The following is a 22,145-nucleotide window of genomic DNA, read 5'->3' as shown; positions in this document are numbered from 1 at the left end:
AACATATCTGGCGTTGACTTTTGGCACGCTGTTGAGTTCTCAAGGAACGGACGCTGCCATCGGAACCCCTCTCAGGATTCCTCCGGGCGCTTCCCTTCGGTGTGTCCGACTCTATCAGATCCGATTTTCCGGATCCGACCCCGGCCGGCGGGGTCCTGCTTTTCCGCCGGGCTTTCGCCCCGCAGCGTGTCCACCACGTTAGAGGATTTCCCCGCCCGGTCCAAATCCGGGCCTTTCCGCGACACATTCCGGCATGCCGAAACAGCCCCGGAAGGGGAAGATCGTACTGAGTAGTGGGTGCCGTCCTGCGACGGACGGCGGGATCGGCTGCTGCGGACACGACGGCCCCGCGGCAACCCGATGAACAGTACACCACGCCCTGGTGCACTTCAAACCTGACGCGGCGCCCTCCGTCGAGTGAGCGTCGAGAACGTCGAGAACGCCGCTCGGTACTCCCGCGGACTGGTGGCCAGTTGGGCGGCGAAGTGCTGGCGCATCGTCACCTCGCTGCCGAACCCGGCGCGTCGGGCGACCTCGGGGACCGGGAGGTCGGTGCGTTCCAGGAGCCGCTGTGCCGCCGCCAACCGCTGCTGGAGCAGCCAGCGCAGCGGCGTGACCCCGGTCGTCGCGCTGAAGTGCCGGGCGAAGGAGCGGGGCGACATGCCCGCCCAGCGGGCCAGGTCGGCCACGGTCAGCGGCTCGGTGAGGTGGCGCAGGGCGCGCTCCCGTACCTGTGCCAGGGCGTCGGCGCCGCGGTCCCCGGCTGGTGCGGGGTGCTCGATGAACTGGGCCTGGCTCCCCGTGCGGAACGGGGCCGTGACCATCGAGCGGGCGATGGTGGCCGCGACCTCCGCACCGTGGCCGGTACGCACCAGGTGCAGGCACAGGTCGATGCCGGCCGCGGTACCGGCGGCCGTCCAGACGTTGTCGTCCTCGAGGAAGAGGGCGTCCGGTTCCACCCGTACGGCGGGGTGCTCGGTGGCGAGGCGGCCGGCGAGGCTCCAGTGGGTGACGGCGCGGCGGCCGTCGAGCAGTCCGGCCTGGGCGAGGGTGAAGGCGCCCCCGCACAGTGCGGCGACCGGCGTGCCCCGGGCATGGGCGCGGCGGAGGGCGTGGAGCACGGCGTCCGAGGGCGGGCTGTGGTCGTCGAGACCGGGCACCAGGACGAGGCCGGCCCGGTCGAGCCAGGCCAGGGTGCGATCGGGGGTGAGGGTGAGCCCGCCCTGGAGGGCGACGGGGGCCCTGGTCTCACCGCAGCGGCGCAGTTCGAAGGGCGGCACACCGCGGTCCGTACGGTCGACGCCCCACACCTCGGTGATGACGGAGACGTCGAAGGCGCGGACGCCGGGGAAGGCCACCATGGCGACGGTGCGGGTGTCGGTCGGCATGGTGCGCAGTATGACCCACCCGTTGGCAGTAAGTCATCGGACATCGGCGTTCCTGCCACTGGTGCACCGGACGGGCGGCCAGCAGGCTGGCCGCCATGGAGAACACGCGCAACACGCAGAGCACGCAGCGGCAGGGAGAGCCCGCGGAGATCGGAGAGCATGCAGCGCTCGTCGTCGTCGACGTCCAGAAGGGGTTCGGCGATCCGGTGAACGTCTCACGCGGCCGGAACAACCCGGCGGCGGAGGGGAACATCGCCGCCCTGCTGGAGGTCTGGCAGAACACCGGGCGGCCGGTGGTCCTCGTACGGCACGACTCGCGCGAGGCCGGCTCGCCGCTGCGGCCGGGCGGGGAGGGCAACGACTTCCAGGACTTCGTGGCGGAGCGGCGCGGCAAGGGGGCCGGGCCGGAGCTGCTGGTGCAGAAGTCGGTGCACTCCTCCTTCCTGGGGACGCCCGACCTGCGGGAGTGGCTGGACCGGCAGGGCATCGGGCAGATCGTCGTCGTGGGCATCCAGACGAACGGGTGTGTGGAGACGACAGCCCGGATGGGCGGCAACCTCGGGTACGACCTGCTGGTGCCGCTGGACGCGACCTACACGTTCGGGGAGGCCGGTCCGGACGGGGAGTGGATGACCGCGGAGGAGCTGGCCCGGGCGACGGCGGTCAGCCTGCACGCACTGGGGTTCGCGCGGGTGGTGCGGACGGCGGAGGTGGTCGCGGCGGCGGGTTGAGCGACCGGCGGGGTACGGCCCCGTGGGGGTGACCGGCGGCGGCCGCGTCACCCGGCCCGGGAGGGAGGGGCCGGGTGGGGCGGCCGCCGGAAGGCGGACGGCCGGACCTCCGGCAGCCGGACCGCGGACCACGGCGGCGGGGCCGACGGGCCGCGGACGGGAACCGCCCGCCCCGCGGCCCGTGCCCCGCGGTGTGCCCTACCGCCCGCTCGCCGGGCGGGTCACCACCCGTTCCGGTCGTCCGTCAGCTCGCGGACGGCGGGTCGTGCCGCGTCGAGCACGGTGGTGAACCAGGCGGAGAAGGTGGCCTCGGCACGCAGGTCGGTCAGTTCGCCCGGTGTGACGTAGCTGACCTCCTCGACCTCGTCCGGGTCGGGCCGGGGTTCGTCCCGCACCAGGCCTACGAACAGGTGGTTGTACTCGTGCTCCACGAGCCCGGAGGCGGGGTCGGGGTGGCGGTAGCTGACGGTCCCGGCCTCGCCGAGCACGGCGGGGGCGAGGCCCAGCTCCTCGCCGACGCGCCGGGCGGCGGCCGCGAAGGGGGTCTCGCCGGGGTACGGGTGGCCGCAACAGGTGTTCGACCACACGCCCGGCGAGTGGTACTTGCTCAGGGCACGGCGCTGGAGCAGCAGCCTGCCCTTCTCGTCGAAGAGGAACACCGAGAAGGCCCGGTGGAGGCGCCCGGGCTCCTGGTGTGCGGACAGCTTCTCCGCCGTCCCGATCGTGGCGCCGTTCTCGTCGACCAGTTCGAGCATGATCGGGTCGTCTGCGTCGTCCGCGCGCTGCACGCTGTGTGCCATGGCCGTCCTCTGCCGTCCGGTGTTCCGTTCGTCCCCCTCCGCACGGCAGTGTGCCGTACGAGAGCGCTCCGTTCCCGCTTATCGGCATCGCTGCCCTGAAAATCAGCTGACATGCGGTGCGGCGGAAATCCCGCCGGAACGCGGTGCGGCCTGGCCGCTTCCGGCGGTTTCAGCGGAATGCTCCCTGCGTTTCAGTACGGTGGCACGCCCCTCCCAGTGACGTGTCTTGACGCTGCACAACCACCCTGCATAGCTTCTGCCCGGAAATTCAACCTGCCCGGCACCGGCTCTTTCGGGATGTGATCTCAGTGCGCGTCGACCTGGCGAATCTCGCGGCGGATCTGCAGACGTACGCCAAGATCGCCGACGTGCCGTTCGCCGGCGACGCGGTGTGGAAAATGCTGGACACCTTTCCGGAGCAGTATGCCGGGTCGTGCATATCGGTGCGTACGACGACGCATCCCGCCGAGCGCCGCGACGTGAATTTCCGCTTTCTCTCGAACGACCTCTCCCACGACCCGGTGGCGCCGCTGCAGCGGGCCGGGGAGCTGGCCTTCGAGGGTCATCCGGTCGAGGATCTGCTGGCGGAGCTGGTGGAGCGGTATCCGGTCTGGTGGGGCGTGGACAGCGCGGTGAGCCACGGCTTCGAGAAGTTCTGGGTGTTCTTCACCCGGGGCGTGCCGCTGGACGAGATCCTGGAGCTGCCGCAGCTCCCCACGGCGGCCCGCGCCCACCGGGACGCGCTGGTGGCGGCCGGGATCGACGTGGTCTACCTCGTGGGGCTGGACTTCTGGCACCGCAGCGTCAACCTCTACTCCGGGCTGCTCCCTCCGGGGCGTCTCTCCCCGCCCCGGGTGGCCGGCCTGGTGGGCGAGCTGGGCTTCCCGGTGCCGGACGAGGAGGAGCGGGCGCTGGCTGCGCAGGCGTTCCAGACGTACCACACGTTCACCTGGGAGAGCCCGGACGTGCAGCGGCTCTGCTTCGCCGGCACCGTGCGGCCGCCGGCAGGCTCCGCGCAGTGGCATCCGCCGACGGGGAGGTTCGTGGCGGAGGCGCCCGTCCTGGCCGGGCGGCGCGACTTCATCTTCGCCCGGACGTACGGCCCCGGGCTCACCTACCAGAAGGTGGAGGCCGACTACACCGGGACCACCGGCGAGACGTTCTTCGACTACTGGCGGCGGAGCGGCGCCTCCTGAGCGGCCCGGCCGTCCCTTCCCCTGCTCCCCTCCCTCTCCCGTCCCCCTCCCGTGCCCGCAGCCTGACCCCCTCCCGGAAGTGATGCCCCGTGCCCACCGATCTCGTACGTCTCGTCTCCGACCTGCGGAAGTACGCCGACCTCGCCGAGGCGCCGTTCGACGAGGCGGCGGTGCGGAAGGTGATCGACATCTTCCCGGACCTCTACGCGCACGCCACGATCGGCGTACGCACCACCAACCACCCGGTCGGGCAGCGGGACGTCAACTTCCGCTATGTCTCCGACGTCCCGCACGACCCGGTGGAGCGGCTGACCCGTGCGGGGCTGCTGATCTTCGAAGGCCATCCGATCGAGTCCCTGCTCACCGAGGTGGTGGAGACCTTCCCGCACTGGTGGGGACTGGACAGCGCGGTGAGCCACGGCTTCGAGAAGCTCTGGGCGTTCTTCACCGGCGGGGTGCCGCTGGACGACATCCTCGCCCTGCGGCACCTGCCGGAGTCGGCGCGGGCGCACGGCAAGCACCTGGCGCGGTTCGGGCTGGACCGGGTGTTCGTGCTGGGCATGGACTTCCATCACCGCAGCGTGAACCTCTACTCCCCGATGCAGCCGCCCGGCAGTCTCTCCCCCGTGCAGGTCGCCGACATGCTCGGCGACCTCGGCCTGCCGCTGCCGGACGAGGAGGAGCTGCGGCACGACGCGCGCGCGGTGCAGTACTACTACACCTTCTCCTGGGAGCACGCGCGCGTGCACCGGCTGTGCTTCGCGATCGGTGCGGGCCCGGAGGACTTCCCGGTGCACCGGGAGCCGCTGCTGGGGCGGTTCGCGGCCGAGGCGCCGATCGCCGGCGAGAAGCGGAACTTCATCTGGAACACGACCTACGGCCCCGGCGCCGGCTATCTGAAGATGGAGTCGGACTACACGGGGGTGGCCGCGGAGACGGTCATCCCCATGATGGGCCACCCGCGGTAGGGCACTGCCGTTCAGCCCCGGCCGGAGGCCAGCTCGCGGCTACGGTCGCGGGCGGCCTCCAGGGCCGCCAGCAGGGCGGCCCGTACGCCGTGGTTCTCCAGCTCCCGGATGGCGTTGATGGTGGTGCCGCCCGGCGAGGTGACGTTCTCGCGCAGGGTCACCGGGTGCTCGCCGCTGTCCCGGAGCATCGTGGAGGCGCCCACGGCGGCCTGCACGATCAGGTCGTGGGCCTTGTCCCGCGGCAGCCCGAGCAGGATGCCGGCGTCGGTCATGGCCTCGACCAGGTAGAAGAAGTACGCCGGCCCGGAGCCGGAGAGCGCCGTCGCGGCGTCCTGCTGGGCCTCGGGGACGCGCAGGGTCTTGCCGACGCCGCCGAAGATCTCCTCGGCGCGCTCCAGGTGCGCCTCCCGGGCATGGGTGCCGGCGGAGATGACGGACATCCCCTGGTCCACCAGGGCCGGGGTGTTGGTCATCACCCGCACCACCGGCGTGCCGGCGGCCAGCCGCTCCTCGAGGAAGGTGGTGGGGATGCCGGCGGCGCCGCTGACGACCAGCTTGTCCGCGGGGACGTGCGGGGCCAGCTCGTCCAGCAGGGCGCCCATGTCCTGCGGCTTGACCGTGAGGATGAGGGTGTCGGCGGTCTTGGCCGCCTCCGCGTTGGTGACCCGCTCGACGCCGTAGCGGACGTGCAGCTCCTGCGCCCGCTCGTCGCGGCGCGCGGTGAACTGGAGGCGGGACGGGGACCAGCCGCCCCGGAGCATCCCGGAGAGCAGGGCTTCACCGATCTTGCCGGTGCCGAGGACGGCCACATTCTGGGTCATGGCTGAGGTCTCACCTGTCCGAAGTGCGGGCGTACGCCGGATGCTCGCGGGTACGCGGCCTGCCGTGCGGTCCGTGCCCATCGTCGCACCTCCGGGGGCGGTGTGCGGGACCGTCCGGGTGCCGGACAGGCGCACGTCAGCGGCGCGTCAGCCCGCTCTCAGCGGCGGCACCGGCGTGCCGTACCGGGGGCGCGCCGGCGCGGGCTGCCGCGCCCCCCGGGGCCGGCGGTCCGCCCGTCAGGCCGTACGGCGGCGCAGGGTGGCGGCGCCGACGGCGAGCACCAGCAGGGCGCTGCCCGCCACCACGACGGCGTCCCGGACGAAGGCGCCGGTGGCGTCGGTGTGGGTGAGCACCTCGGTCATGCCGTCGACGGCGTACGACATCGGCAGCACGTTCGAGACGGCCTCCAGCACGGGCTGCATGCTGTCGCGCGGCGCGAAGAGTCCGCAGAGCAGGATCTGCGGGAAGATCAGCGCCGGCATGAACTGCACCACCTGGAACTCCGTGGCCGCGAAGGCGGAGACGAAGAGGCCGAGGGCGGTGCCGAGGAGGGCGTCCAGTAGCGCCACGAGCAGCAGCAGCCAGGGCGAGCCGGCGATGTCCAGGTCGAGCAGCCAGAGGGCGACGCCGGTGGCCAGGGGGGCCTGGAGGACGGCCAGGGCACCGAAGGCGAGAGCGTAGCCGAGGATCAGGTCGCCCTTGCCGAGCGGCATGGCGAGCAGCCGCTCCAGGGTGCCGGAGGTGCGTTCCCGCAGCGTCGCGATGGAGGTGACCAGGAACATCGTGGTGAGCGGGAAGATGCCGAGCAGCGAGGCGCCGATGCTGTCGAAGGCGTTGCGGTTCCCGTCGAAGACGTAGAAGAGCAGGACCAGCAGCAGCACGGGCACCAGGAGCAGCAGCGCGATGGTGCGGGGGTCGTGGCCGAGCTGGCGCAGCACGCGGCGGGCGGTGGCGAGAGTGCGGGTGGCGTTCATGTGCGGGCCTCGTTCTCCAGGTCCTGCCGCCGCGGGTCGGCGCCGCGCTCCTCGCGGCCGCGGGCCTCGTCCACCAGGCGGAGGAAGGCGGCCTCCACGGACTCGGTGCCGGTGCGGGTGCGCAGGTCGTCGGGGGTGTCGTCGGCGAGGATGCGGCCGGCGCGCATCAGCAGCAGGCGCTCGCAGCGGTCTGCCTCGTCCATCACGTGCGAGGAGATGAGCAGGGTGGCGCCGCGGTCGGCGGCGATCCGGTGGAAGAGGTTCCACAGGTCGCGGCGGAGCACCGGGTCCAGGCCGACGGTGGGCTCGTCCAGCACCAGCACGTCGGGGGCGCCGAGCAGGGCGACGGCGAGCGACACCCGGCCGAGCTGGCCGCCGGAGAGGTTGCCCGCGAGGGCGTCGGCGTGCGAGGTGAGGTCGACGTCGGCGAGCGCGGCGGCGACCTGGTCGGCGCGGTCCCGGCGGGGGATGCCGAGGACGGCGGCGAAGTAGTCGAGGTTCTGCCGGGCGGTGAGGTCGAGGTAGACGGAGGGCGCCTGGGTGACGTAGCCGACGCGGGAGCGCAGCTGCGCGGAGCCGGCCGGTGCGCCGAGCACCTCCAGGGTGCCGGTGACCTTGGCCTGGGTGCCGACGACGGCCCGCATCAGGGTCGACTTGCCGCAGCCGGAGGGACCGAGCAGCCCGGTGACGGTGCCCCGTGGCACGTCGAAGGAGAGGTCCTCCAGCACCGTGCGGCCGCCGCGTACGACCCGGAGGTCGCGCGCGTGGACGGCGGGGGCGGACTTATTCATCATGCGTTGAATATGCCTCCGTCGCGCGTACGCCGTCAAGCGCCGTGCACGGACGGGTACCGCCGGCGGGGGCGGGCATGCGAAAACGACCGGGGCGGGTGGCCCTGGCCGTCGCGGGAAGGCCGGTGCGGGTGCGCCTGACGGGGTGCGGCGTGCCGGGCCCGGCACGCCGCACCGCGTCAGGCGGTCACTCGGCGCGTTCGGCCGCAGGGAGCTGCCGCTCCAGCGCGGCGATCGACCGGCGGGCCTCGGTCAGCTCCTCGATGCTGCGCCGGTGCAGCTCCACGTTGTCCTCCAGGAGCTGCGCGTACTTCTGCGCCAGCTCCTTGTACTGCTGCTCGCGGGCGGCGACCATGCGGGCCCGCCAGGTGGCGGCGACCTGCCAGACGATCACCGTCAGCAGCGCGAAGAACCCCGTGGTGCCCAGCGCCGCCGCCCAGACGCCGGCCGGGTCCGCGGCGAGGGTCACCAGTTCTTCGTTCACGTCGTCGTCTCTCCTCGGTCGAGCGGGGCCGGATGCCTGCCCCGAAGCTGGCACGCGCCGGGTGGGGAGGTCCACCGTCCCGGCCCGGTTCCGGGGAGAGTTCAGGGTTCTCCCCTAGCGGTGTCCCCGGGCTCCTCCCTGGGCTTCCCGGACACGGCGACCACCAGTTCCACGGCGTACGGTTCCGCCAGTCGCCCGTCCGGGAAGAGGGCGAGCAGCTCGGCCCGCTCCGCCTCCAGGACCGGCAGGGCGCGGTCCGGGCCGATGGCCGCGAAGTAGGAGCGGCTGCCGAGGTGCGCCAGGTGCTCCTCCAGGGTCAGTGGCCGCTCCCAGTGCAGGGTGCGGGTGAGCGGTGCGTGCCCCAGCCGCCGGAGCACCTCGGGGGCCTCGCCGGACAGGCTGCCCGTGTGGTAGCCGGGCAGGGCGCGGGCGAGCCGGGCCTCCTGCTCGGCGGCCCACGGGACGTCCGGGTCGGGCAGGTTCCACCACAGGGCGAGCGCGCCGCCGGGCCGCAGCACCCGGAGCGCCTCGGGGACGGAGTGCGCGGGGTCGGTCCAGTGCCAGGACTGGGCATAGGTGACCAGGTCGAAGGAGGCGTCCGCGAACGGCAGGGCATTGCCGTCGGCGCGCACCAGCGGTACCGCGGGGGCCGAGGCGCGCAGTTCGGCGGCCATCCCGGCGCCCGGTTCGGCGGCGGTCACGCGGGCGCCGCGGTCCCGCAGCAGCCGGGTGGCGATGCCGGTGCCGGCGCCCACGTCCAGCACCGCCGCGCCGCGCAGCGGGCGGCCCGTCAGCTCCGCCAGCGCGTCGAAGAGGGCGGCCGGGTAGCCGGGGCGGGCGGCGGCGTACCGGCCGGCGACGGCGTCGAAGGAACGGGCGAGCCGGGCGTGGCCGGGGCTGCCGTCCGGGGAGACGGCCGACGGCGCGCGGGGCTCGCCCTGGCGGTCCGCGGCGCCGCGGTCGCCGGGCACTCCGGGGGAGGTCGAGGAGTTCATGCCGCCATGCTGTCGTGATGGTCAGCGGCGGCGCTTGCGCTTCGCCGGGTTCCCGGTGCGGGTGGTGCGGCCGCGCTCGTACCGCTGGACGGCCCGGTCGTACGCGGCCCGGTGCAGCTTCTCGCCCGGGGCCTCGACCAGGCTGCGCAGCGCGTAGGCGAGGAGCACCCCGATGAAGCCGATCAGGAGGATGCTGCGCATCGACCGCTCCCGGGCGGCGTCCTCGGCGGTCTGCGGGTCCTCCGGGCCGCGGGTGAAACCGCTCAGGGTGCGGGTGAAGGCCATCGAACTGCACAGCGCGAAGGCCACCACGATGAGGATGTTCGCCCAGCTCCCGACGTCCGAGAGGGCCAGCCCCTCGTACGCCAGCCGCAGCACGAAGGCGCCCGCGGCGGCCAGCGCCAGGGCACCGAGCCCGAGCCCGAGGCGGCGGGCGGCGTAGCCGCCGGAGTGGTCGACCCAGGTCGTGCCGTAGAACCGGATCGGCTGCGGGCGGGGGTGCCGCGGGTCGTCGTCGGTGCGCGGGTCGGTGTCGCTCATGCGGTCGATTATGACGCCGTGCGGACGGGCGGGTCGTCCGGCGGGTGGCGTTCCGGACGGGCCGTCTCTCCGCGACCGGAAGGGGGCGCGGCAGTGCCGTCCGGCAGGGTCCCGGTGCCCGCCGGCGGTGTGCCGGTGCCGTCCGGCCCCGTCCCGGGCTTCGTGTGGAGGATCGCGCGGGCCTGCTCCGCGGCGCGGGCGGTGCCCTCGGCGACGACGTCGAGGAAGCGGGCGATGTTCCCGAAGCGGACACCGGCCGGCGTGTGCGGGCCGAGGACGCCGACGCCCTGCCGCGCCGTCCGGACGAGCTGGGCCATGGCCCGCGCGCTGGCCATCATCGACTGGTACATGACGTCGTCGTCGACGACATAGCGCTCGCGGCGGCCTGCGTCACGCTCCCGGCGGACCATGCCCTGGCTCTCGAGAAACGCGATCGCCTTGGAGACGGACGCCGGGCTGACACCGAGGCGCCGGACGAGTTCGGACGCGGTGAGGCTGCCGGAGTCGGTGAGGCTGAGGGCGGCCATGACCCGGGACATCATCGCGGGCATGCCCGACTGCATCATGGCGGTGGTGAACGTCTCCTCGTACGCGCGGACCTCCTCGGCGTCCCGCCCATGGGCCTGCGCGGGCGCCTCCGCACCCCGGGGCGCGGCCCGCCGGCGGCGACGGGCGCGGTGTTCGGTGGCGCGGTGGGCGAGGTCGGCGCGGTAGGCGGTGGGGCCGCCGTTGCGCATGACCTCGCGCGTGATGGTCGAGGTCGGGCGGTCCAGGCGCCGGGCGATCTCCGCGTAGGCGAGGCCGTCGCCCAGCCCCAGGGCGATCTGCTGACGTTCCTGCTGGGTGAGCCTGCCTCCCGGCACCGCGGTCCCCTCCGTGCTTGCTGACGGCCTCCGACGCGCCCAGCCTAGCCTTAACCTTCAATTCATTGCAATGACAGCACGGTGGATCGTTGCCTTATGCTGCACCGTCATTGCAACGAATTACCTTCTCTGAGCTGCAAAAACACCGCCCATCTGCAATGCTGCAATTGCCGATACACCGAACGCAACGTAGCGTTTCGTACATGAGAAAACCTAAGAACGGGACCGGCCACGCCATCGCGGCGCACGGGCTGCGCAAGTCCTACGGCGACAAGACCGTCCTCGACGGCATCCACCTGACCGTTGCGGAGGGGACGGTCTTCTCCCTGCTCGGCCCGAACGGCGCCGGCAAGACCACCGCCGTCAAGATCCTCTCCACCCTCGTCTCCCCCGACCCCGCCTCCGGCCGGATCCTCGTCGGCGGCCACGATCTCGCCACCGACGCACAGGCGGTCCGCGCCGCGATCGGCGTCACCGGTCAGTTCTCCGCCGTCGACGGCCTGATCACCGGCGAGGAGAACCTGCTGCTGATGGCGGACCTGCACCACCTCCCCCGGCGCGAGGGCCGGCGGACCGCCGCCGCCCTGCTGGAGCGCTTCGGCCTCACCGACGCAGCGGCCAAGCCCGCCTCCACCTACTCCGGCGGCATGAAGCGCCGCCTCGACATCGCCATGACCCTGGTCGGCACCCCGCGGATCCTCTTCCTCGACGAGCCGACCACCGGCCTCGACCCCCGCTCCCGCCACACCATGTGGCAGATCGTCCGCGAACTCGTCACCGACGGCGTCACCGTCTTCCTCACCACCCAGTACCTGGAAGAGGCCGACCAGCTCGCCGACCGCATCGCCGTGCTCCACGACGGCAGGATCGCCGCCGAGGGCACCGCCGAGGAGCTGAAGCGGCTCGTCCCCGGCGGACACGTCCGCCTCCGCTTCACCGACCCGGCCGCGTACCGGAGCGCCGCCTCCGCGCTGCGCGAGGTGCCTGCCCCCCACAGCGCCCCGCGCGGGGAAGGTGTCCCGGACGACGACGGACTGACGCTGCGCGTCCCGAGCGACGGCAGCCCGCGCGCGCTGCGCGCCGTCCTCGACCGGCTCGACGCGGCCGGCATCGAGGCCGACGAGCTGACCGTGCACTCCCCCGACCTCGACGACGTCTTCTTCGCCCTGACCGGCGACGACGGCGTCCCCAGCCCCCGGAACCAGCCGCACCAGCAGAAGGATGCCGTCCGATGAGTTCCCTGAACCTCGCCGCACGCGACTCGGCCACCATGCTGCGCCGCAACCTGCTGCACGCCCGGCGCTATCCCTCCCTCACCCTGAACCTGCTGCTCACCCCGGTCATGCTGTTGCTGCTCTTCGTCTACGTCTTCGGCGACACCATGAGCGCGGGTATCGGCGGCGGCGACCGCTCCGCCTATCTCGCCTACATCATCCCGGGCCTGCTGCTGATGACCATCGGCTCCACGACGATCGGCACCGCGGTGTCCGTCTCGAACGACATGTCCGAAGGCATCATCGCTCGCTTCCGTACGATGGCGATCCACCGCGGTTCGGTGCTCTTCGGGCACGTCGCCGGCAGCGTGCTGCAGGCGCTGATCAGCGTGGTCCTCGTCGGGGCCGTCGGCGTGGCCGTCGGTTTCCGCTCCACCGGCGCCACCGCCCTGGAATGGCTCGCCGCCTTCGGACTGCTCGCTCTGGTCGCCCTGGCGTTCACCTGGATCGCCGTCGGGATGGGCCTGGCCAGTCCCAACGCCGAAGCCGCGAGCAACAACGCGATGCCGCTGATCCTGCTGCCCCTCATCTCCAGCGCCTTCGTCCCGGTCGACACCATGCCGGGCTGGTTCCAGCCGGTCGCCGAGTACCAGCCGTTCACCCCGGCCATCGAGACCCTGCGCGGTCTACTCCTCGGTACCGGCATCGGCAACGACGGGTGGATCGCCCTCGCTTGGTGCCTCGGCCTCGCCCTCCTCGGCCACCGCTGGTCCAAGGCGCAGTTCGGCCGCGACCCCGGGTGAGCCCGGACGACGCGCCGCCGTCCCGGGGCGCTCAGGTCCCGGGCCGCACCTCGTCCCCGGAGCGTACGTCTCGGTGTCCACAGCTCCGCCCCCGTTGTCGCTCGCACCGGTGCCCGGCTTCCGTCCTGGCTGCACCCCGCCGTGCGGATGCAGCCCGTACCGGTCTCCGGGCGCCGACCCTAGCCGAGCTGGGTGATGTCCCGGACGGCGCCCTTGTCGGCGCTGGTGGCCATGGCGGCGTAGGCGCGCAGGGCGGTGGAGACCTTGCGGTCGCGGTCCCGGGGGCCGTAGCGCCCGCCGAGTGCCTCCCGGCGTGCGGCCAGCTCCTCCTCCGGCACCCGCAGCTCGAGGGTGCGGGACGGGATGTCGATGCGGATCAGGTCGCCGTCCTCGACCAGGGCGATGGTGCCGCCCGCGGCCGCCTCCGGCGAGATGTGCCCGAGGGAGAGGCCGGAGGTGCCCCCGGAGAAGCGGCCGTCCGTGATCAGCGCGCACTTGGCACCGAGGCCGCGGCCCTTGAGGAAGGAGGTCGGGTAGAGCATCTCCTGCATGCCCGGGCCGCCCTTGGGGCCCTCGTAGCGGATGACGACGACGTCGCCCTCCGCGACCTGCTTGGCGAGGATCTTCTCCACGGCCTCCTCCTGCGACTCGCAGACGACGGCCGGGCCCTCGAAGGTCCACACCGACTCGTCGACGCCCGCGGTCTTCACCACGCAGCCGTTCTCGGCGAGGTTGCCGTGCAGGACGGCGAGGCCGCCCTCCGAGGAGTAGGCGTGGTCGACGTCCCGGATGCAGCCGCCGGCCGCGTCGGTGTCCAGGCTGTCCCAGCGCTCGGACTGGGAGAAGGCCGTGGCGGACCGGACACAGCCGGGCGCGGCGTGGAACAGCTCGACCGCCTCCGCGGACGGCGAGCCGCCGCGGATGTCCCACTGCTTGAGCCAGTCCGCGAGGGAGGGACTGTGCACGGTGTGCACGTCCTCGTTGAGCAGCCCGGCGCGGTAGAGCTCGCCGAGGATGGCGGGGATGCCGCCGGCCCGGTGCACGTCCTCCATGTAGTACGAGCCGTTGGGCGCGACCTTCGACAGGCAGGGCATCCGGCGGGAGAGCGCGTCGATGTCCGGCATGGTGAAGTCCAGCCGGGCCTCCTGGGCGGCGGCCAGCAGGTGCAGGATCGTGTTGGTGGAGCCGCCCATGGCGATGTCCAGGGCCATGGCGTTCTCGAAGGCGGCGCGGGAGCCGACGCTCCGCGGCAGCACCGTGGCGTCGTCCTGCTCGTAGTACCGCCCGGCGATCTCCACGACCGTACGGCCCGCCGCCTCGTAGAGCTCCTTGCGCGCGGTGTGGGTGGCGAGCACCGAGCCGTTGCCCGGCAGGGCCAGGCCGATGGCCTCGGTCAGGCAGTTCATGGAGTTGGCGGTGAACATGCCGGAGCAGGAGCCGCAGGTCGGGCAGGCGTTCTCCTCGATGAGCGCCATGTCCTCGTCCGACACCTTGTCGTTCGCGGACTCGGCGATCGCGGAGATCAGGTCCAGCTTGCGGACGGTGCCGTCGACCAGGGTGGCCGTGCCGGACTCCATCGGGCCGCCGGAGACGAAGACCGTCGGGATGTTCAGGCGCATCGCCGCCATCAGCATGCCCGGGGTGATCTTGTCGCAGTTGGAGATGCAGATCAGGGCGTCGGCGCAGTGCGCCTCGGTCATGTACTCGACGGAGTCCGCGATCAGGTCGCGGGAGGGCAGGGAGTACAGCATCCCGCCGTGGCCCATGGCGATGCCGTCGTCGACGGCGATGGTGTTGAACTCGCGGGGCACGCCGCCGGCCGCCTTGACCGCGTCGGAGACGATGCGGCCCACCGGCTGGAGGTGGGTGTGCCCGGGCACGAACTCGGTGAAGCTGTTGGCCACGGCGACGATCGGCTTGCCGAAGTCCTCGCGCGCCACACCCGCGGCGCGGAGGAGGGCGCGGGCGCCGGCCATGTTGCGGCCGTGGGTGACGGTACGGGACCTCAGCTCGGGCATGCTGCTCCACTCCCTGGTGTGCGTCGGCGCCGGAGTCGCTGGGGTCCGAGCCTACGCCCGGCGACCGGGATCCGGACAGTCCGACCGGATCGTGAGACCGCGCGCGCCTTGGAGCGGACGACGCACGAGCACGCGCGCACGCCCCCCGCCGGGGTGGTACGACGACGGCCGGCCGCCGGGCCCCGGGCGGCTCGCCGGTGAGGCGCCGCGCGGTCAGCCCGCCGGGTCCCGAACGTCCCCCCGGGAGGCGCCGCGCCGGTCGTCAGCCCGCCGGGTCCGGCGGCTCGCCGGGGAGGTCCGCGGTGAGATGGTGCCGCACGACCGGTTCCAGCCGGGCCTTCAGCTCCTCCACGTCGGCCGAGGCCACCGGCTCCATGCGGATCACGTACCGGAGCATGGCCGTGCCGATGAGCTGCGCCACCGCCAGCTCCACCCGCAGCTCGGGCCGCGGCCCGGGCACCGCCGCCGCCAGCCGGGACACCATGTGCCGGGTGACCAGCCCGCGGAAGATCGCGGCGGCCGTCTCGTTGTTCACCGCCGACCGCACGATGGCGAGCAGCGGCTCACGGGTCGCGGGGTTCTCCCAGAGCCCGAAGACGAAGCGGACCATCTGTGCGCCCGCGTCCTCCAGCGCCCCGGCCGCGATCTCGTCCGGCTTCCCCAGGATGGGGGCGAGGGCGTTCTCCACGGCCGCCTCGAAGACCTGCTCCTTGGGCCCGAAGTAGTGGTGGACCAGAGCCGGGTCCACCTCGGCGCCGCGGGCGATCCCCCGGATCGACGCCCGGTCGAAGCCGCGCGCCGCGAACTCGGTGCGGGCGGAGGCCAGGATGCGGTCCCGCGTGGCGGGCTCGCCCGCCGTACGGGAGGTGGTCGCCGGGCGGCCGCGGCGGCGCGCGGGCCGGCCGGCCCGGGCGGTCACGGCCGCCTCGCGGGCGGGGCGAGCGGGGCGGCGGCCAGGTGCCGCCGGGTGTAGGCGAGCGCCTCCGCGAGGTCGGCCTCACGTTCGGCGGCGGACATGGCACGGCGGGTGTTGACCTCCACCACCACATGCCCGTCGAAGCCGTGCGCCGCCAGCCGGGTCAGCACCTCGGCGCAGGGCTGGGTGCCGCGGCCGGGGACCAGGTGCTCGTCCTTGTTCGATCCGTTGCCGTCGGCGAGGTGGACGTGCCCGAGCCGGTCACCCATCCGCTCGACCATGGCCAGGGTGTCCGAGCGGGACGTGGCCGTGTGGGACAGGTCGAGGGTGAAGTGCCGGTAGTCGTCGTCGGTCGGGTCCCAGGCGGGGGCGTATGCCAGCATCTCGCGGTCCCGGTAGCGCCAGGGGTACATGTTCTCCACCGCGAAGCGTACGTCGGTCTCGTCCGCCATCCTCGTGATGCCGCGCACGAAGTCCCGGGCGTACGCCCGCTGCCAGCGGAACGGCGGATGCACCACCACCGTGGAGGCACCCAGCCGCTCGGCGGCGGAGCGGGCCCGCTGCAGCTTGGTCCACGGGTCCTTCGACCAGACCCGCTGGGTGATCAGCAGACAGGGCGCGTGGACGGCCAGGACCGGCACGCCGTGCCGGTCGGAGAGCCGGCGCAGCGCCTCCACGTCCTGGCTGACCGGGTCGGTCCAGACCATGACCTCCACGCCGTCGTACCCCAGCCGCCCGGCGATCTCGAAGGCCGCCGCGGTCGACTCGGGATAGACCGAGGCCGTGGACAGGGCGACCCGCGGCCCGCTGCCGGCGTGCGCCGCCGGGGGCCGGGAGCGGTCCGCTTCCCACGGGGTTGCTGCTGCCACGGCAGACAGCCTACGGCCGGGCCCCCGCGCAGCGGCCCCGTCCGCCCGGGGCCACGGGCCACGCGGCGGGCGTCCCGGCACCCCGGGCACCCCCGGCCGTACGGTCCTGACCTGGGTTTTCGCCGACATGTCGCGGCGCGGCCGGGGCGCGGGGTGAGCCCGGTCACGCCGGGCGCGAGGGGCGGGTTTCCGCCACCGGACGCCGTACCCGCGGACACCGGCCTGCGGACGCGCTGCTGGTGGACGACGTGCCCGCGGCCACCCGGGTGCCGCGCCGCCGCCTGGGCGGACGCGCGGTCAGGCGGCGCGCATGTGGTCGATGCGCCGCAGGATCACGCCCTCGCGCAGCGCCCAGGGGCAGACCTCCAGGGTGTCCACCCGGAAGAGGTCCATGGCGCCCTCCGCCACCACCGCGCCGGCCAGCAACTGCCGCGCCCGGCCCTCCGAGACGCCGGGCAGCCCGGCCCGTTCCTCCGCCGGCATGGCGGCCAGCTTGGGCACCCACTCCTCCAGCGTCCGGCGCTCCAGTTCCCGCTGGACGTACAAGCCCTCCGCGGAGCGCGCGGCCCCGCCGAGCCGGGCGAGCTGCTTGAAGGTCTTGGAGGTGGCGACCACGTGGTCCGGGTGCCCGAAGCGGGTGAACTCCCCCACCACACGCGCGATCTCGGCCCGGACGTGGCGGCGCAGCGCCCGTACGTCCTCGTGCGCCGGCGGGTCGCCGGGCAGCCAGGCGGTGGTCAGCCGTCCCGCGCCGAGCGGCAGCGAGACCGCGGCGTCGGGCTCCTCGTCCAGGCCGTAGGCGATCTCCAGGGAGCCGCCGCCGATGTCCAGCACCAGCAGACGCCCGGAGGACCAGCCGAACCAGCGCCGCACCGCGAGGAAGGTCAGCCGGGCCTCCTCCTCGCCGGTGAGGACCTGGAGCTTCACGCCCGTGTCCTCCGCGACGGTGGCGAGGACGCTCTCCGCGTTGGCCGCCTCCCGCACCGCGGAGGTGGCGAAGGGCAGCACCTCCTCCACGCCCTGGTCCTCGGCGACCTCCAGGGCCTCGGTCACGGTGGCCGAGAGCCGCTCCACGCCGTCGGGGGCTATCGCACCGTGCTCGTCGAGCAGCTCCGCGAGTTTGAGCTCCGCCTTGTGCGAGTAGGCGGGCAGGGGGCGGGCGCCGGGGTGCGCGTCCACCACGAGCAGATGGACGGTGTTGGAACCCACGTCGAGGACACCGAGTCTCATGCACAGCACGCTAACGCGTGGCGGCGCCGCAGTCTGCGGCCCGTCGTGCGCCCCGCGGAGCACGGCGGTGCACCCGGGGGCCCGGACGGCCCCCGGCGTGCGGCGGGCCGGCTGGGACGGGCGCGCCGGCCGGGGCCGGTGGTGCGGGGCACGGTGCCGGGGGCGCGGCGCTTACGCTGGGGCCTGTGGGTGAGACGAAAGCGGCGAAGCGCATGAAGCGCGTGAAGAAGGACACACGGCCCGGCCCGGCGGCTGCGACCGCCGAGGACGCCGAGCCGCGGGCGGAGGAGACCGGGCTGGACTTCCCCCGGGCCTGGGTGGAGTTCCCCGACCCCGCCGACTCCGAGCAGGTCTTCCGCTGCGACCTGACCTGGCTGACCTCCCGCTGGAACTGCGTCTTCGGCCGCGGCTGCCACGGCATCCGGGAGGGCCGCCCGGACGACGGCTGCTGCACTCTGGGCGCCCACTTCTCCGACGAGGACGACGAGCGCCGGGTCGCCGCGCACATGGCCCGGCTCACACCGGAGACCTGGCAGTTCCACGACGTCGGGCACGAGTCCGGCTGGGTCCAGGAGGACGAGGACGGCGAGCGGCAGACCCGCCGCTGGCAGGGCGCCTGCATCTTCCACAACCGCCCGGGCTTCCCCGGCGGCACCGGCTGCGCGCTGCACATGCTGGCGCTGCGCGAAGGACGGGAGCCGCTGGAGACCAAGCCCGACGTCTGCTGGCAGCTTCCGGTGCGCCGCACCTTCGAGTGGGTGGAGCGTCCGGACGGTGAGCAGGTGCTCTACGTCTCGATCGGCGAGTACGACCGGCGCGGGTGGGGTCCGGGCGGCCACGACCTGCACTGGTGGTGCACCGCCGCCCCCTCGGCGCACGGGGCGGGCAAGGCGGTCTACGAGTCGTACCGGCCGGAGCTGATCGAGCTGATGGGAGAGGCCGCCTACGAGGTGCTGGCCGGGCTCTGCGAGCAGCGCCTCGCCTCCCGGCTGCCGCTGGTCGCGCCGCACCCTGCGGACCCCGCCGGGCCCGCCTGAGCCGTACGGGCCCCGGGGACCCGTACGAGCCCGGGCGACCGCCCCAGGGCTGCCCCCGGGCCGCCCGCGGGGCGGCCGGGCCTGTCCCGCGGCCGGGGCTCAGCTCGCGGACGGGGTGGGTGAGGCGGAGCCGGACGTCGGGTCCGGTGACGGTGTGGGGTCCTCGGAGGGCGGCGGGCTGGAGGGGGTCGGGTCCGGCTCCGGCTCGGCGGAGGGCGTCGGGCCCTGGGAGTCCGGGGGCTCCGGGGAGCCCTCGCCGGGGTTCTGCGGGCCGCCGGCCGGCGGCCGGGGGCTGCTGCCGTACCCCTGGAGGGTGACGACCGCGCCGACCGGGCCGACGGCGATCCGGGCGGACCACGGGCCGGCCGGCTCCCGGGCCTCGACCACGTACACCGCGAGGGAGACGGAGGCGCCCGGCTGCAGGGTGCCCGACGTCCGGCTCAGCACCAGCCAGTCGGCGTCCGCGGTCGCCGACCAGTGGACCGGGACGTCGCCCGTGGCGGTGAGCGTGATCCGGGTGCCGTGGCCCACCGTCCGGGCCTCCACGGCGAGCTCCCGGAGGCCGGAGCGGGCGGCCGGGTCGCCGCCGCCGTGCGCGCCGTTGACCCGCACCGAGACCTGGCCGGCGCGCCGGTCCGTGCCCTGCGTCCGCCCGCCGCCCGGCCGCGGCGCGGCCTGGCCGACCTCCTCGTACGGCGGGCCGTCACCGGCCTCCGGCCCCTCCCGCTCGCCCGCGGAGACCGGCGCCGAGCCGCCGCCCTCACCGGTGAGCGGCGCCCCGCGGTACGCCGCCCAGAGGGCGAGGACCGGGGCGGCGACCACGGTGGCCACCACCGTGGTGGTCACGGCACGGCTGCGCAGCCGTTCCCGGCGGGCGGCCCGGTCCTTGACCTCGACCGGGAAACCGTTCCTGCCGAACCGCGGGCTGTGCTGGCACCGGGCGCGCAGGGCGGCCCGCAGCGCGGCCTCGACCGCCGGCCGGGGCGCCTCCAGCACGGGCAGCCGGGCGGAGCCGGCCGGCGCCGTCCCGGGCCAGGCCACTGCGGCCATGGCACGCTCCGCGACCCGGCGGCAGGCGGCGCAGTCGTCCACATGGCGCACCAGCTCGCGGCGGAGCCCGGAGCCCAGCAGCAGCCGGTCGTCCGCGGCCAGCCGGGCGACCGTCGCACAGCCGCCGGACTCCACCACGGCCAGCGCGGCACGGGTGCGCTCCACCTCGCACGCGCCGCTGGTGAGCAGATCGCCCGCGGCCTCCGTGCTGAGCGAGAGCACGGCGGCCACCTCGCGCACCGGCAGGCCGTGCCGCACGGCCAGCTCCAGCGCCTCGCGCTGCTCGGGTGCGGTGCCGGCGGCCTCCGGCCAGGCCAGCGCGGCGAGCTCGCGGCGGCGCTGGGTGGCCGCGGCGGTGGACAGGCCGGGGCCGGCGGCCTCGGCGGCCGGGACGCCGTCCCCACCGTGGGCGGCGAGGCGGCGCAGGCAGGCCCAGCGGGCCAGGGCGTAGAACCAGGGCCGGTGCAGGTCCGGATCGGCCGGCGCGCGCTCCCGGCCCGCCTGCCGCTCGGCGACGGCGAGCGCCTCTCCCAGGGCGGCGGTGGCCGCCTCGTGCTCGCACATCACGGAGAGGCAGTAGGTGAACAGCCCGTCGAGAAAGCGGTCGTGGCGCGGGGTACGCGGGGCGGGCGTCGATCGCCGCACCGCATGCGCTCGGTGTGCGCCGGTGGTGTGCGTGGGGTGCTCGCGCCTGGTCCTCATTAAGGTGACGTTAGGACGGGAGAGACCCCGAGTTGGGCCGACTTGGGGAGGTTTAGCTCTTACGGGTGACTGGCTCGCACGAAAGGGGACATCTCATGGCCAGCGGATGACCGCCTGCTGCCGGAGAACGCCCGTGCGGCACGCCGGCGCACGCCCACCGGACCGCCCGTGGACCGCCCGCCCGGACCCGCCGCCCCGGGGGCCGCCGGTGCCCGGCTGTCGGTGGGCGCCACTACGGTGATCCGCATGGCTGCCCGCAAGTCGTCCGCCAGGGACCGCCCCTCGTACCGCTGCACCGAGTGCGGCTGGACCACCGCCAAGTGGCTCGGCCGCTGCCCGGAGTGCCATGCCTGGGGCACCGTCGAGGAGGCGGGCGCCGCCCCGGCCGTGCGCACCACGGCCCCCGGCCGGGTCTCCGCGCCCGCACTGCCCATCGGGCAGGTGGACGGCACCGAGGCGACGGCCCGCGGCACCGGGGTGGCCGAGCTGGACCGGGTGCTCGGCGGCGGCCTGGTGCCCGGCGCGGTGGTGCTGCTCGCGGGCGAGCCGGGCGTCGGCAAGTCGACGCTGCTGCTGGACGTCGCGGCGAAGGCGGCGAGCGCCGGGGGACCCACGCTGTACGTCACGGGCGAGGAGTCCGCGGGCCAGGTGCGGCTGCGGGCGGACCGCATCGGCGCGCTGGACGAGCACCTCTTCCTGGCCGCCGAGACCGACCTCGCCGCCGTCCTCGGGCATCTGGACGCGGTGAAGCCCGCGCTGCTGGTGCTGGACTCCGTGCAGACCGTCGCCTCGCCGGAGATCGACGGCGCGCCGGGCGGGGTCGCGCAGGTGCGCGAGGTGGCCGGCGCGCTGATCCGTGCCTCGAAGGAGCGCGGCATGTCCACGCTGCTGGTGGGCCACGTCACCAAGGACGGGGCGATCGCCGGCCCACGGCTGCTGGAGCATCTGGTGGACGTGGTGCTGCACTTCGAGGGCGACCGGCACGCCCGGCTGCGCCTGGTCCGCGGGGTGAAGAACCGGTACGGCGCGACCGACGAGGTCGGCTGCTTCGAGCTGCACGACGAGGGCATCACCGGGCTCGCCGACCCCTCGGGCCTCTTCCTGACCCGGCGGGCCGAACCGGTGCCGGGCACCTGTCTCACCGTCACGCTGGAGGGGCGCCGCCCGCTGGTGGCCGAGGTGCAGGCGCTCACGGTGGACAGCCAGATCCCGTCGCCCCGGCGGACCACCTCCGGGCTGGAGAACTCCCGGGTCTCGATGATGCTGGCGGTGCTGGAGCAGCGCGGCCGGATCAGCGCGCTGGGCAAGCGGGACATCTACAGCGCCACGGTCGGCGGGGTGAAGCTCTCCGAGCCCGCCGCGGACCTGGCCGTGGCGCTGGCGCTGGCGAGCGCGGCGAGCGACACCCCGCTGCCGAAGAACCTGGTGGCGATCGGCGAGGTGGGGCTGGCCGGCGAGGTCCGCCGGGTCACCGGCGTGCAGCGCCGGCTCGCCGAGGCGGCCCGGCTGGGCTTCACCCACGCCCTGGTGCCGGCCGACCCCGGCCGGGTGCCGGAGGGCATGCGGGTGCTGGAGGTGGCGGACGTCGGGGAGGCGCTCCGGGTGCTGCCGCGGCGGCCGCGGCGGGCCGCCGGGGAGGCGGGGGAGGCCGGGGACGCGGTGGAGCCGGCCGCCGGGTGAGCCCGGCCCGGGCACGACCGGAGGGCGCGCCCGGGCGTGTGGCCCGGAGGGCGCGGGTGCTCCGGGCGCGGACT

At 74.2% G+C, this 22,145-nt stretch carries 21 protein-coding genes; 7 read left to right on the top strand and 14 right to left on the bottom strand.

Annotated elements, in window-relative coordinates; genetic code table 11:
• Positions 1-389 precede the first annotated feature (389 nt).
• The gene (locus HOY81_RS11620; RefSeq protein WP_237320207.1) at positions 390-1,388 is read right to left on the bottom strand and encodes a GlxA family transcriptional regulator; all 999 of its coding nucleotides are present in this window, start codon (positions 1,386-1,388) and stop codon (positions 390-392) included.
• Positions 1,389-1,483: 95 nt separating this feature from the next.
• Here HOY81_RS11620 and HOY81_RS11615 point away from each other — a divergent pair, with 95 nt between their 5' ends.
• Positions 1,484-2,119 carry a cysteine hydrolase family protein gene (locus tag HOY81_RS11615; RefSeq protein WP_237320206.1) on the top strand — a complete coding sequence of 212 codons (636 nt, stop codon included), beginning with the start codon at positions 1,484-1,486 and terminating at the stop codon, positions 2,117-2,119.
• 221 nt (positions 2,120-2,340) lie between these two features.
• Here the strand turns inward: HOY81_RS11615 and idi are convergent, their stop codons facing one another.
• Entirely contained in the window at positions 2,341-2,919 is a 579-nt protein-coding gene (gene idi, locus HOY81_RS11610; RefSeq protein WP_237320205.1) for an isopentenyl-diphosphate Delta-isomerase, read from the bottom strand.
• 299 nt (positions 2,920-3,218) lie between these two features.
• On the opposite strand from idi, the gene HOY81_RS11605 reads away from it, so the two are divergent.
• Positions 3,219-4,115, top strand: coding sequence for an aromatic prenyltransferase (locus HOY81_RS11605; RefSeq protein WP_237320204.1), 897 nt, complete (start codon positions 3,219-3,221; stop codon positions 4,113-4,115).
• A gap of 89 nt (positions 4,116-4,204) precedes the next feature.
• Positions 4,205-5,083: an aromatic prenyltransferase gene (locus HOY81_RS11600; RefSeq protein WP_237320203.1), complete on the top strand. Its 879-nt coding sequence runs from the start codon at positions 4,205-4,207 to the stop codon at positions 5,081-5,083.
• An 11-nt stretch (positions 5,084-5,094) separates the two neighbouring features.
• Here the strand turns inward: HOY81_RS11600 and proC are convergent, their stop codons facing one another.
• From proC to HOY81_RS11565, 7 genes are all read right to left on the bottom strand, one after another.
• On the bottom strand, positions 5,095-5,904 hold the full coding sequence (proC, locus tag HOY81_RS11595) for a pyrroline-5-carboxylate reductase (RefSeq protein WP_237320202.1): 810 nt from the start codon (positions 5,902-5,904) through the stop codon (positions 5,095-5,097).
• A gap of 237 nt (positions 5,905-6,141) precedes the next feature.
• Complete coding sequence (locus HOY81_RS11590) at positions 6,142-6,879, bottom strand: ABC transporter permease (protein WP_237320201.1); 738 nt, start codon at positions 6,877-6,879, stop codon at positions 6,142-6,144.
• Positions 6,876-7,673 (bottom strand): ABC transporter ATP-binding protein, encoded by a 798-nt coding sequence (locus HOY81_RS11585; RefSeq protein ID WP_237320200.1) that lies wholly within the window; start codon positions 7,671-7,673, stop codon positions 6,876-6,878. The genes HOY81_RS11590 and HOY81_RS11585 overlap by 4 nt, the downstream gene beginning before the upstream one ends.
• A gap of 184 nt (positions 7,674-7,857) precedes the next feature.
• On the bottom strand, positions 7,858-8,154 hold the full coding sequence (locus HOY81_RS11580) for a YwqI/YxiC family protein (RefSeq protein ID WP_237320199.1): 297 nt from the start codon (positions 8,152-8,154) through the stop codon (positions 7,858-7,860).
• A gap of 101 nt (positions 8,155-8,255) precedes the next feature.
• Positions 8,256-9,149 carry a class I SAM-dependent methyltransferase gene (locus HOY81_RS11575; RefSeq protein WP_237320198.1) on the bottom strand — a complete coding sequence of 298 codons (894 nt, stop codon included), beginning with the start codon at positions 9,147-9,149 and terminating at the stop codon, positions 8,256-8,258.
• A 21-nt stretch (positions 9,150-9,170) separates the two neighbouring features.
• On the bottom strand, positions 9,171-9,689 hold the full coding sequence (locus HOY81_RS11570; protein ID WP_237320197.1) for a hypothetical protein: 519 nt from the start codon (positions 9,687-9,689) through the stop codon (positions 9,171-9,173).
• A gap of 8 nt (positions 9,690-9,697) precedes the next feature.
• Entirely contained in the window at positions 9,698-10,552 is an 855-nt protein-coding gene (locus HOY81_RS11565; protein WP_237320196.1) for a GbsR/MarR family transcriptional regulator, read from the bottom strand.
• A gap of 203 nt (positions 10,553-10,755) precedes the next feature.
• Between HOY81_RS11565 and HOY81_RS11560 the strand changes: the two genes are divergently transcribed.
• Positions 10,756-11,787, top strand: a complete 1,032-nt coding sequence (locus tag HOY81_RS11560; protein ID WP_237320195.1) for an ATP-binding cassette domain-containing protein — start codon at positions 10,756-10,758, stop codon at positions 11,785-11,787.
• Positions 11,784-12,569 (top strand): ABC transporter permease, encoded by a 786-nt coding sequence (locus tag HOY81_RS11555; RefSeq protein ID WP_237320194.1) that lies wholly within the window; start codon positions 11,784-11,786, stop codon positions 12,567-12,569. Before HOY81_RS11560 ends, HOY81_RS11555 begins: the two co-directional genes overlap by 4 nt.
• A gap of 179 nt (positions 12,570-12,748) precedes the next feature.
• Here the strand turns inward: HOY81_RS11555 and ilvD are convergent, their stop codons facing one another.
• The 4 genes from ilvD to HOY81_RS11535 form a co-directional block, all read right to left on the bottom strand.
• Entirely contained in the window at positions 12,749-14,587 is a 1,839-nt protein-coding gene (ilvD, locus tag HOY81_RS11550) for a dihydroxy-acid dehydratase (RefSeq protein ID WP_237320193.1), read from the bottom strand.
• Positions 14,588-14,849: 262 nt separating this feature from the next.
• A complete protein-coding gene (locus HOY81_RS11545; protein ID WP_237320192.1) occupies positions 14,850-15,506 on the bottom strand; it encodes a TetR family transcriptional regulator in 657 nt (218 codons plus the stop codon).
• Positions 15,503-16,294, bottom strand: a complete 792-nt coding sequence (locus HOY81_RS11540; protein WP_237320213.1) for a sugar phosphate isomerase/epimerase — start codon at positions 16,292-16,294, stop codon at positions 15,503-15,505. Before HOY81_RS11540 ends, HOY81_RS11545 begins: the two co-directional genes overlap by 4 nt.
• Positions 16,295-16,669: 375 nt before the next feature.
• Positions 16,670-17,602: a Ppx/GppA phosphatase family protein gene (locus HOY81_RS11535; RefSeq protein WP_237320191.1), complete on the bottom strand. Its 933-nt coding sequence runs from the start codon at positions 17,600-17,602 to the stop codon at positions 16,670-16,672.
• 212 nt (positions 17,603-17,814) lie between these two features.
• On the opposite strand from HOY81_RS11535, the gene HOY81_RS11530 reads away from it, so the two are divergent.
• On the top strand, positions 17,815-18,639 hold the full coding sequence (locus tag HOY81_RS11530; protein ID WP_237320212.1) for a hypothetical protein: 825 nt from the start codon (positions 17,815-17,817) through the stop codon (positions 18,637-18,639).
• Between the two features lie 99 nt (positions 18,640-18,738).
• On the opposite strand, the gene HOY81_RS27335 is transcribed toward HOY81_RS11530, so the two are convergent.
• Positions 18,739-20,391 (bottom strand): hypothetical protein, encoded by a 1,653-nt coding sequence (locus HOY81_RS27335; protein ID WP_272892679.1) that lies wholly within the window; start codon positions 20,389-20,391, stop codon positions 18,739-18,741.
• 246 nt (positions 20,392-20,637) lie between these two features.
• Here HOY81_RS27335 and radA point away from each other — a divergent pair, with 246 nt between their 5' ends.
• The gene (gene radA / locus HOY81_RS11515; protein WP_237320190.1) at positions 20,638-22,071 is read left to right on the top strand and encodes a DNA repair protein RadA; all 1,434 of its coding nucleotides are present in this window, start codon (positions 20,638-20,640) and stop codon (positions 22,069-22,071) included.
• Positions 22,072-22,145: the final 74 nt, after the last annotated feature.

The sequence above is a fragment of the Streptomyces sp. JJ36 genome, from assembly GCF_021696945.1.
GTDB lineage: Bacteria > Actinomycetota > Actinomycetes > Streptomycetales > Streptomycetaceae > Streptomyces.
Note: the sequence above shows the minus strand (reverse complement) of the source record. Positions and strands in the feature narration are given on the sequence as shown.

Excerpts from the sequence above, each read along its gene's own strand:
- HOY81_RS11615 (WP_237320206.1), top strand. The coding sequence starts at position 1,484 with ATGGAGAACACGCGCAACACGCAGAGCACGCAGCGGCAGGGAGAGCCC.
- HOY81_RS11590 (WP_237320201.1), bottom strand. The coding sequence starts at position 6,879 with ATGAACGCCACCCGCACTCTCGCCACCGCCCGCCGCGTGCTGCGCCAG.
- HOY81_RS11535 (WP_237320191.1), bottom strand. The coding sequence starts at position 17,602 with ATGAGACTCGGTGTCCTCGACGTGGGTTCCAACACCGTCCATCTGCTC.
- idi (WP_237320205.1), bottom strand. The coding sequence starts at position 2,919 with ATGGCACACAGCGTGCAGCGCGCGGACGACGCAGACGACCCGATCATG.
- HOY81_RS11620 (WP_237320207.1), bottom strand. The coding sequence starts at position 1,388 with ATGCCGACCGACACCCGCACCGTCGCCATGGTGGCCTTCCCCGGCGTC.
- HOY81_RS11575 (WP_237320198.1), bottom strand. The coding sequence starts at position 9,149 with ATGAACTCCTCGACCTCCCCCGGAGTGCCCGGCGACCGCGGCGCCGCG.
- HOY81_RS11555 (WP_237320194.1), top strand. The coding sequence starts at position 11,784 with ATGAGTTCCCTGAACCTCGCCGCACGCGACTCGGCCACCATGCTGCGC.
- ilvD (WP_237320193.1), bottom strand. The coding sequence starts at position 14,587 with ATGCCCGAGCTGAGGTCCCGTACCGTCACCCACGGCCGCAACATGGCC.
- HOY81_RS11530 (WP_237320212.1), top strand. The coding sequence starts at position 17,815 with ATGAAGCGCGTGAAGAAGGACACACGGCCCGGCCCGGCGGCTGCGACC.
- HOY81_RS11560 (WP_237320195.1), top strand. The coding sequence starts at position 10,756 with ATGAGAAAACCTAAGAACGGGACCGGCCACGCCATCGCGGCGCACGGG.
- HOY81_RS27335 (WP_272892679.1), bottom strand. The coding sequence starts at position 20,391 with ATGAGGACCAGGCGCGAGCACCCCACGCACACCACCGGCGCACACCGA.
- proC (WP_237320202.1), bottom strand. The coding sequence starts at position 5,904 with ATGACCCAGAATGTGGCCGTCCTCGGCACCGGCAAGATCGGTGAAGCC.
- HOY81_RS11585 (WP_237320200.1), bottom strand. The coding sequence starts at position 7,673 with ATGATGAATAAGTCCGCCCCCGCCGTCCACGCGCGCGACCTCCGGGTC.
- HOY81_RS11570 (WP_237320197.1), bottom strand. The coding sequence starts at position 9,689 with ATGAGCGACACCGACCCGCGCACCGACGACGACCCGCGGCACCCCCGC.
- radA (WP_237320190.1), top strand. The coding sequence starts at position 20,638 with ATGGCTGCCCGCAAGTCGTCCGCCAGGGACCGCCCCTCGTACCGCTGC.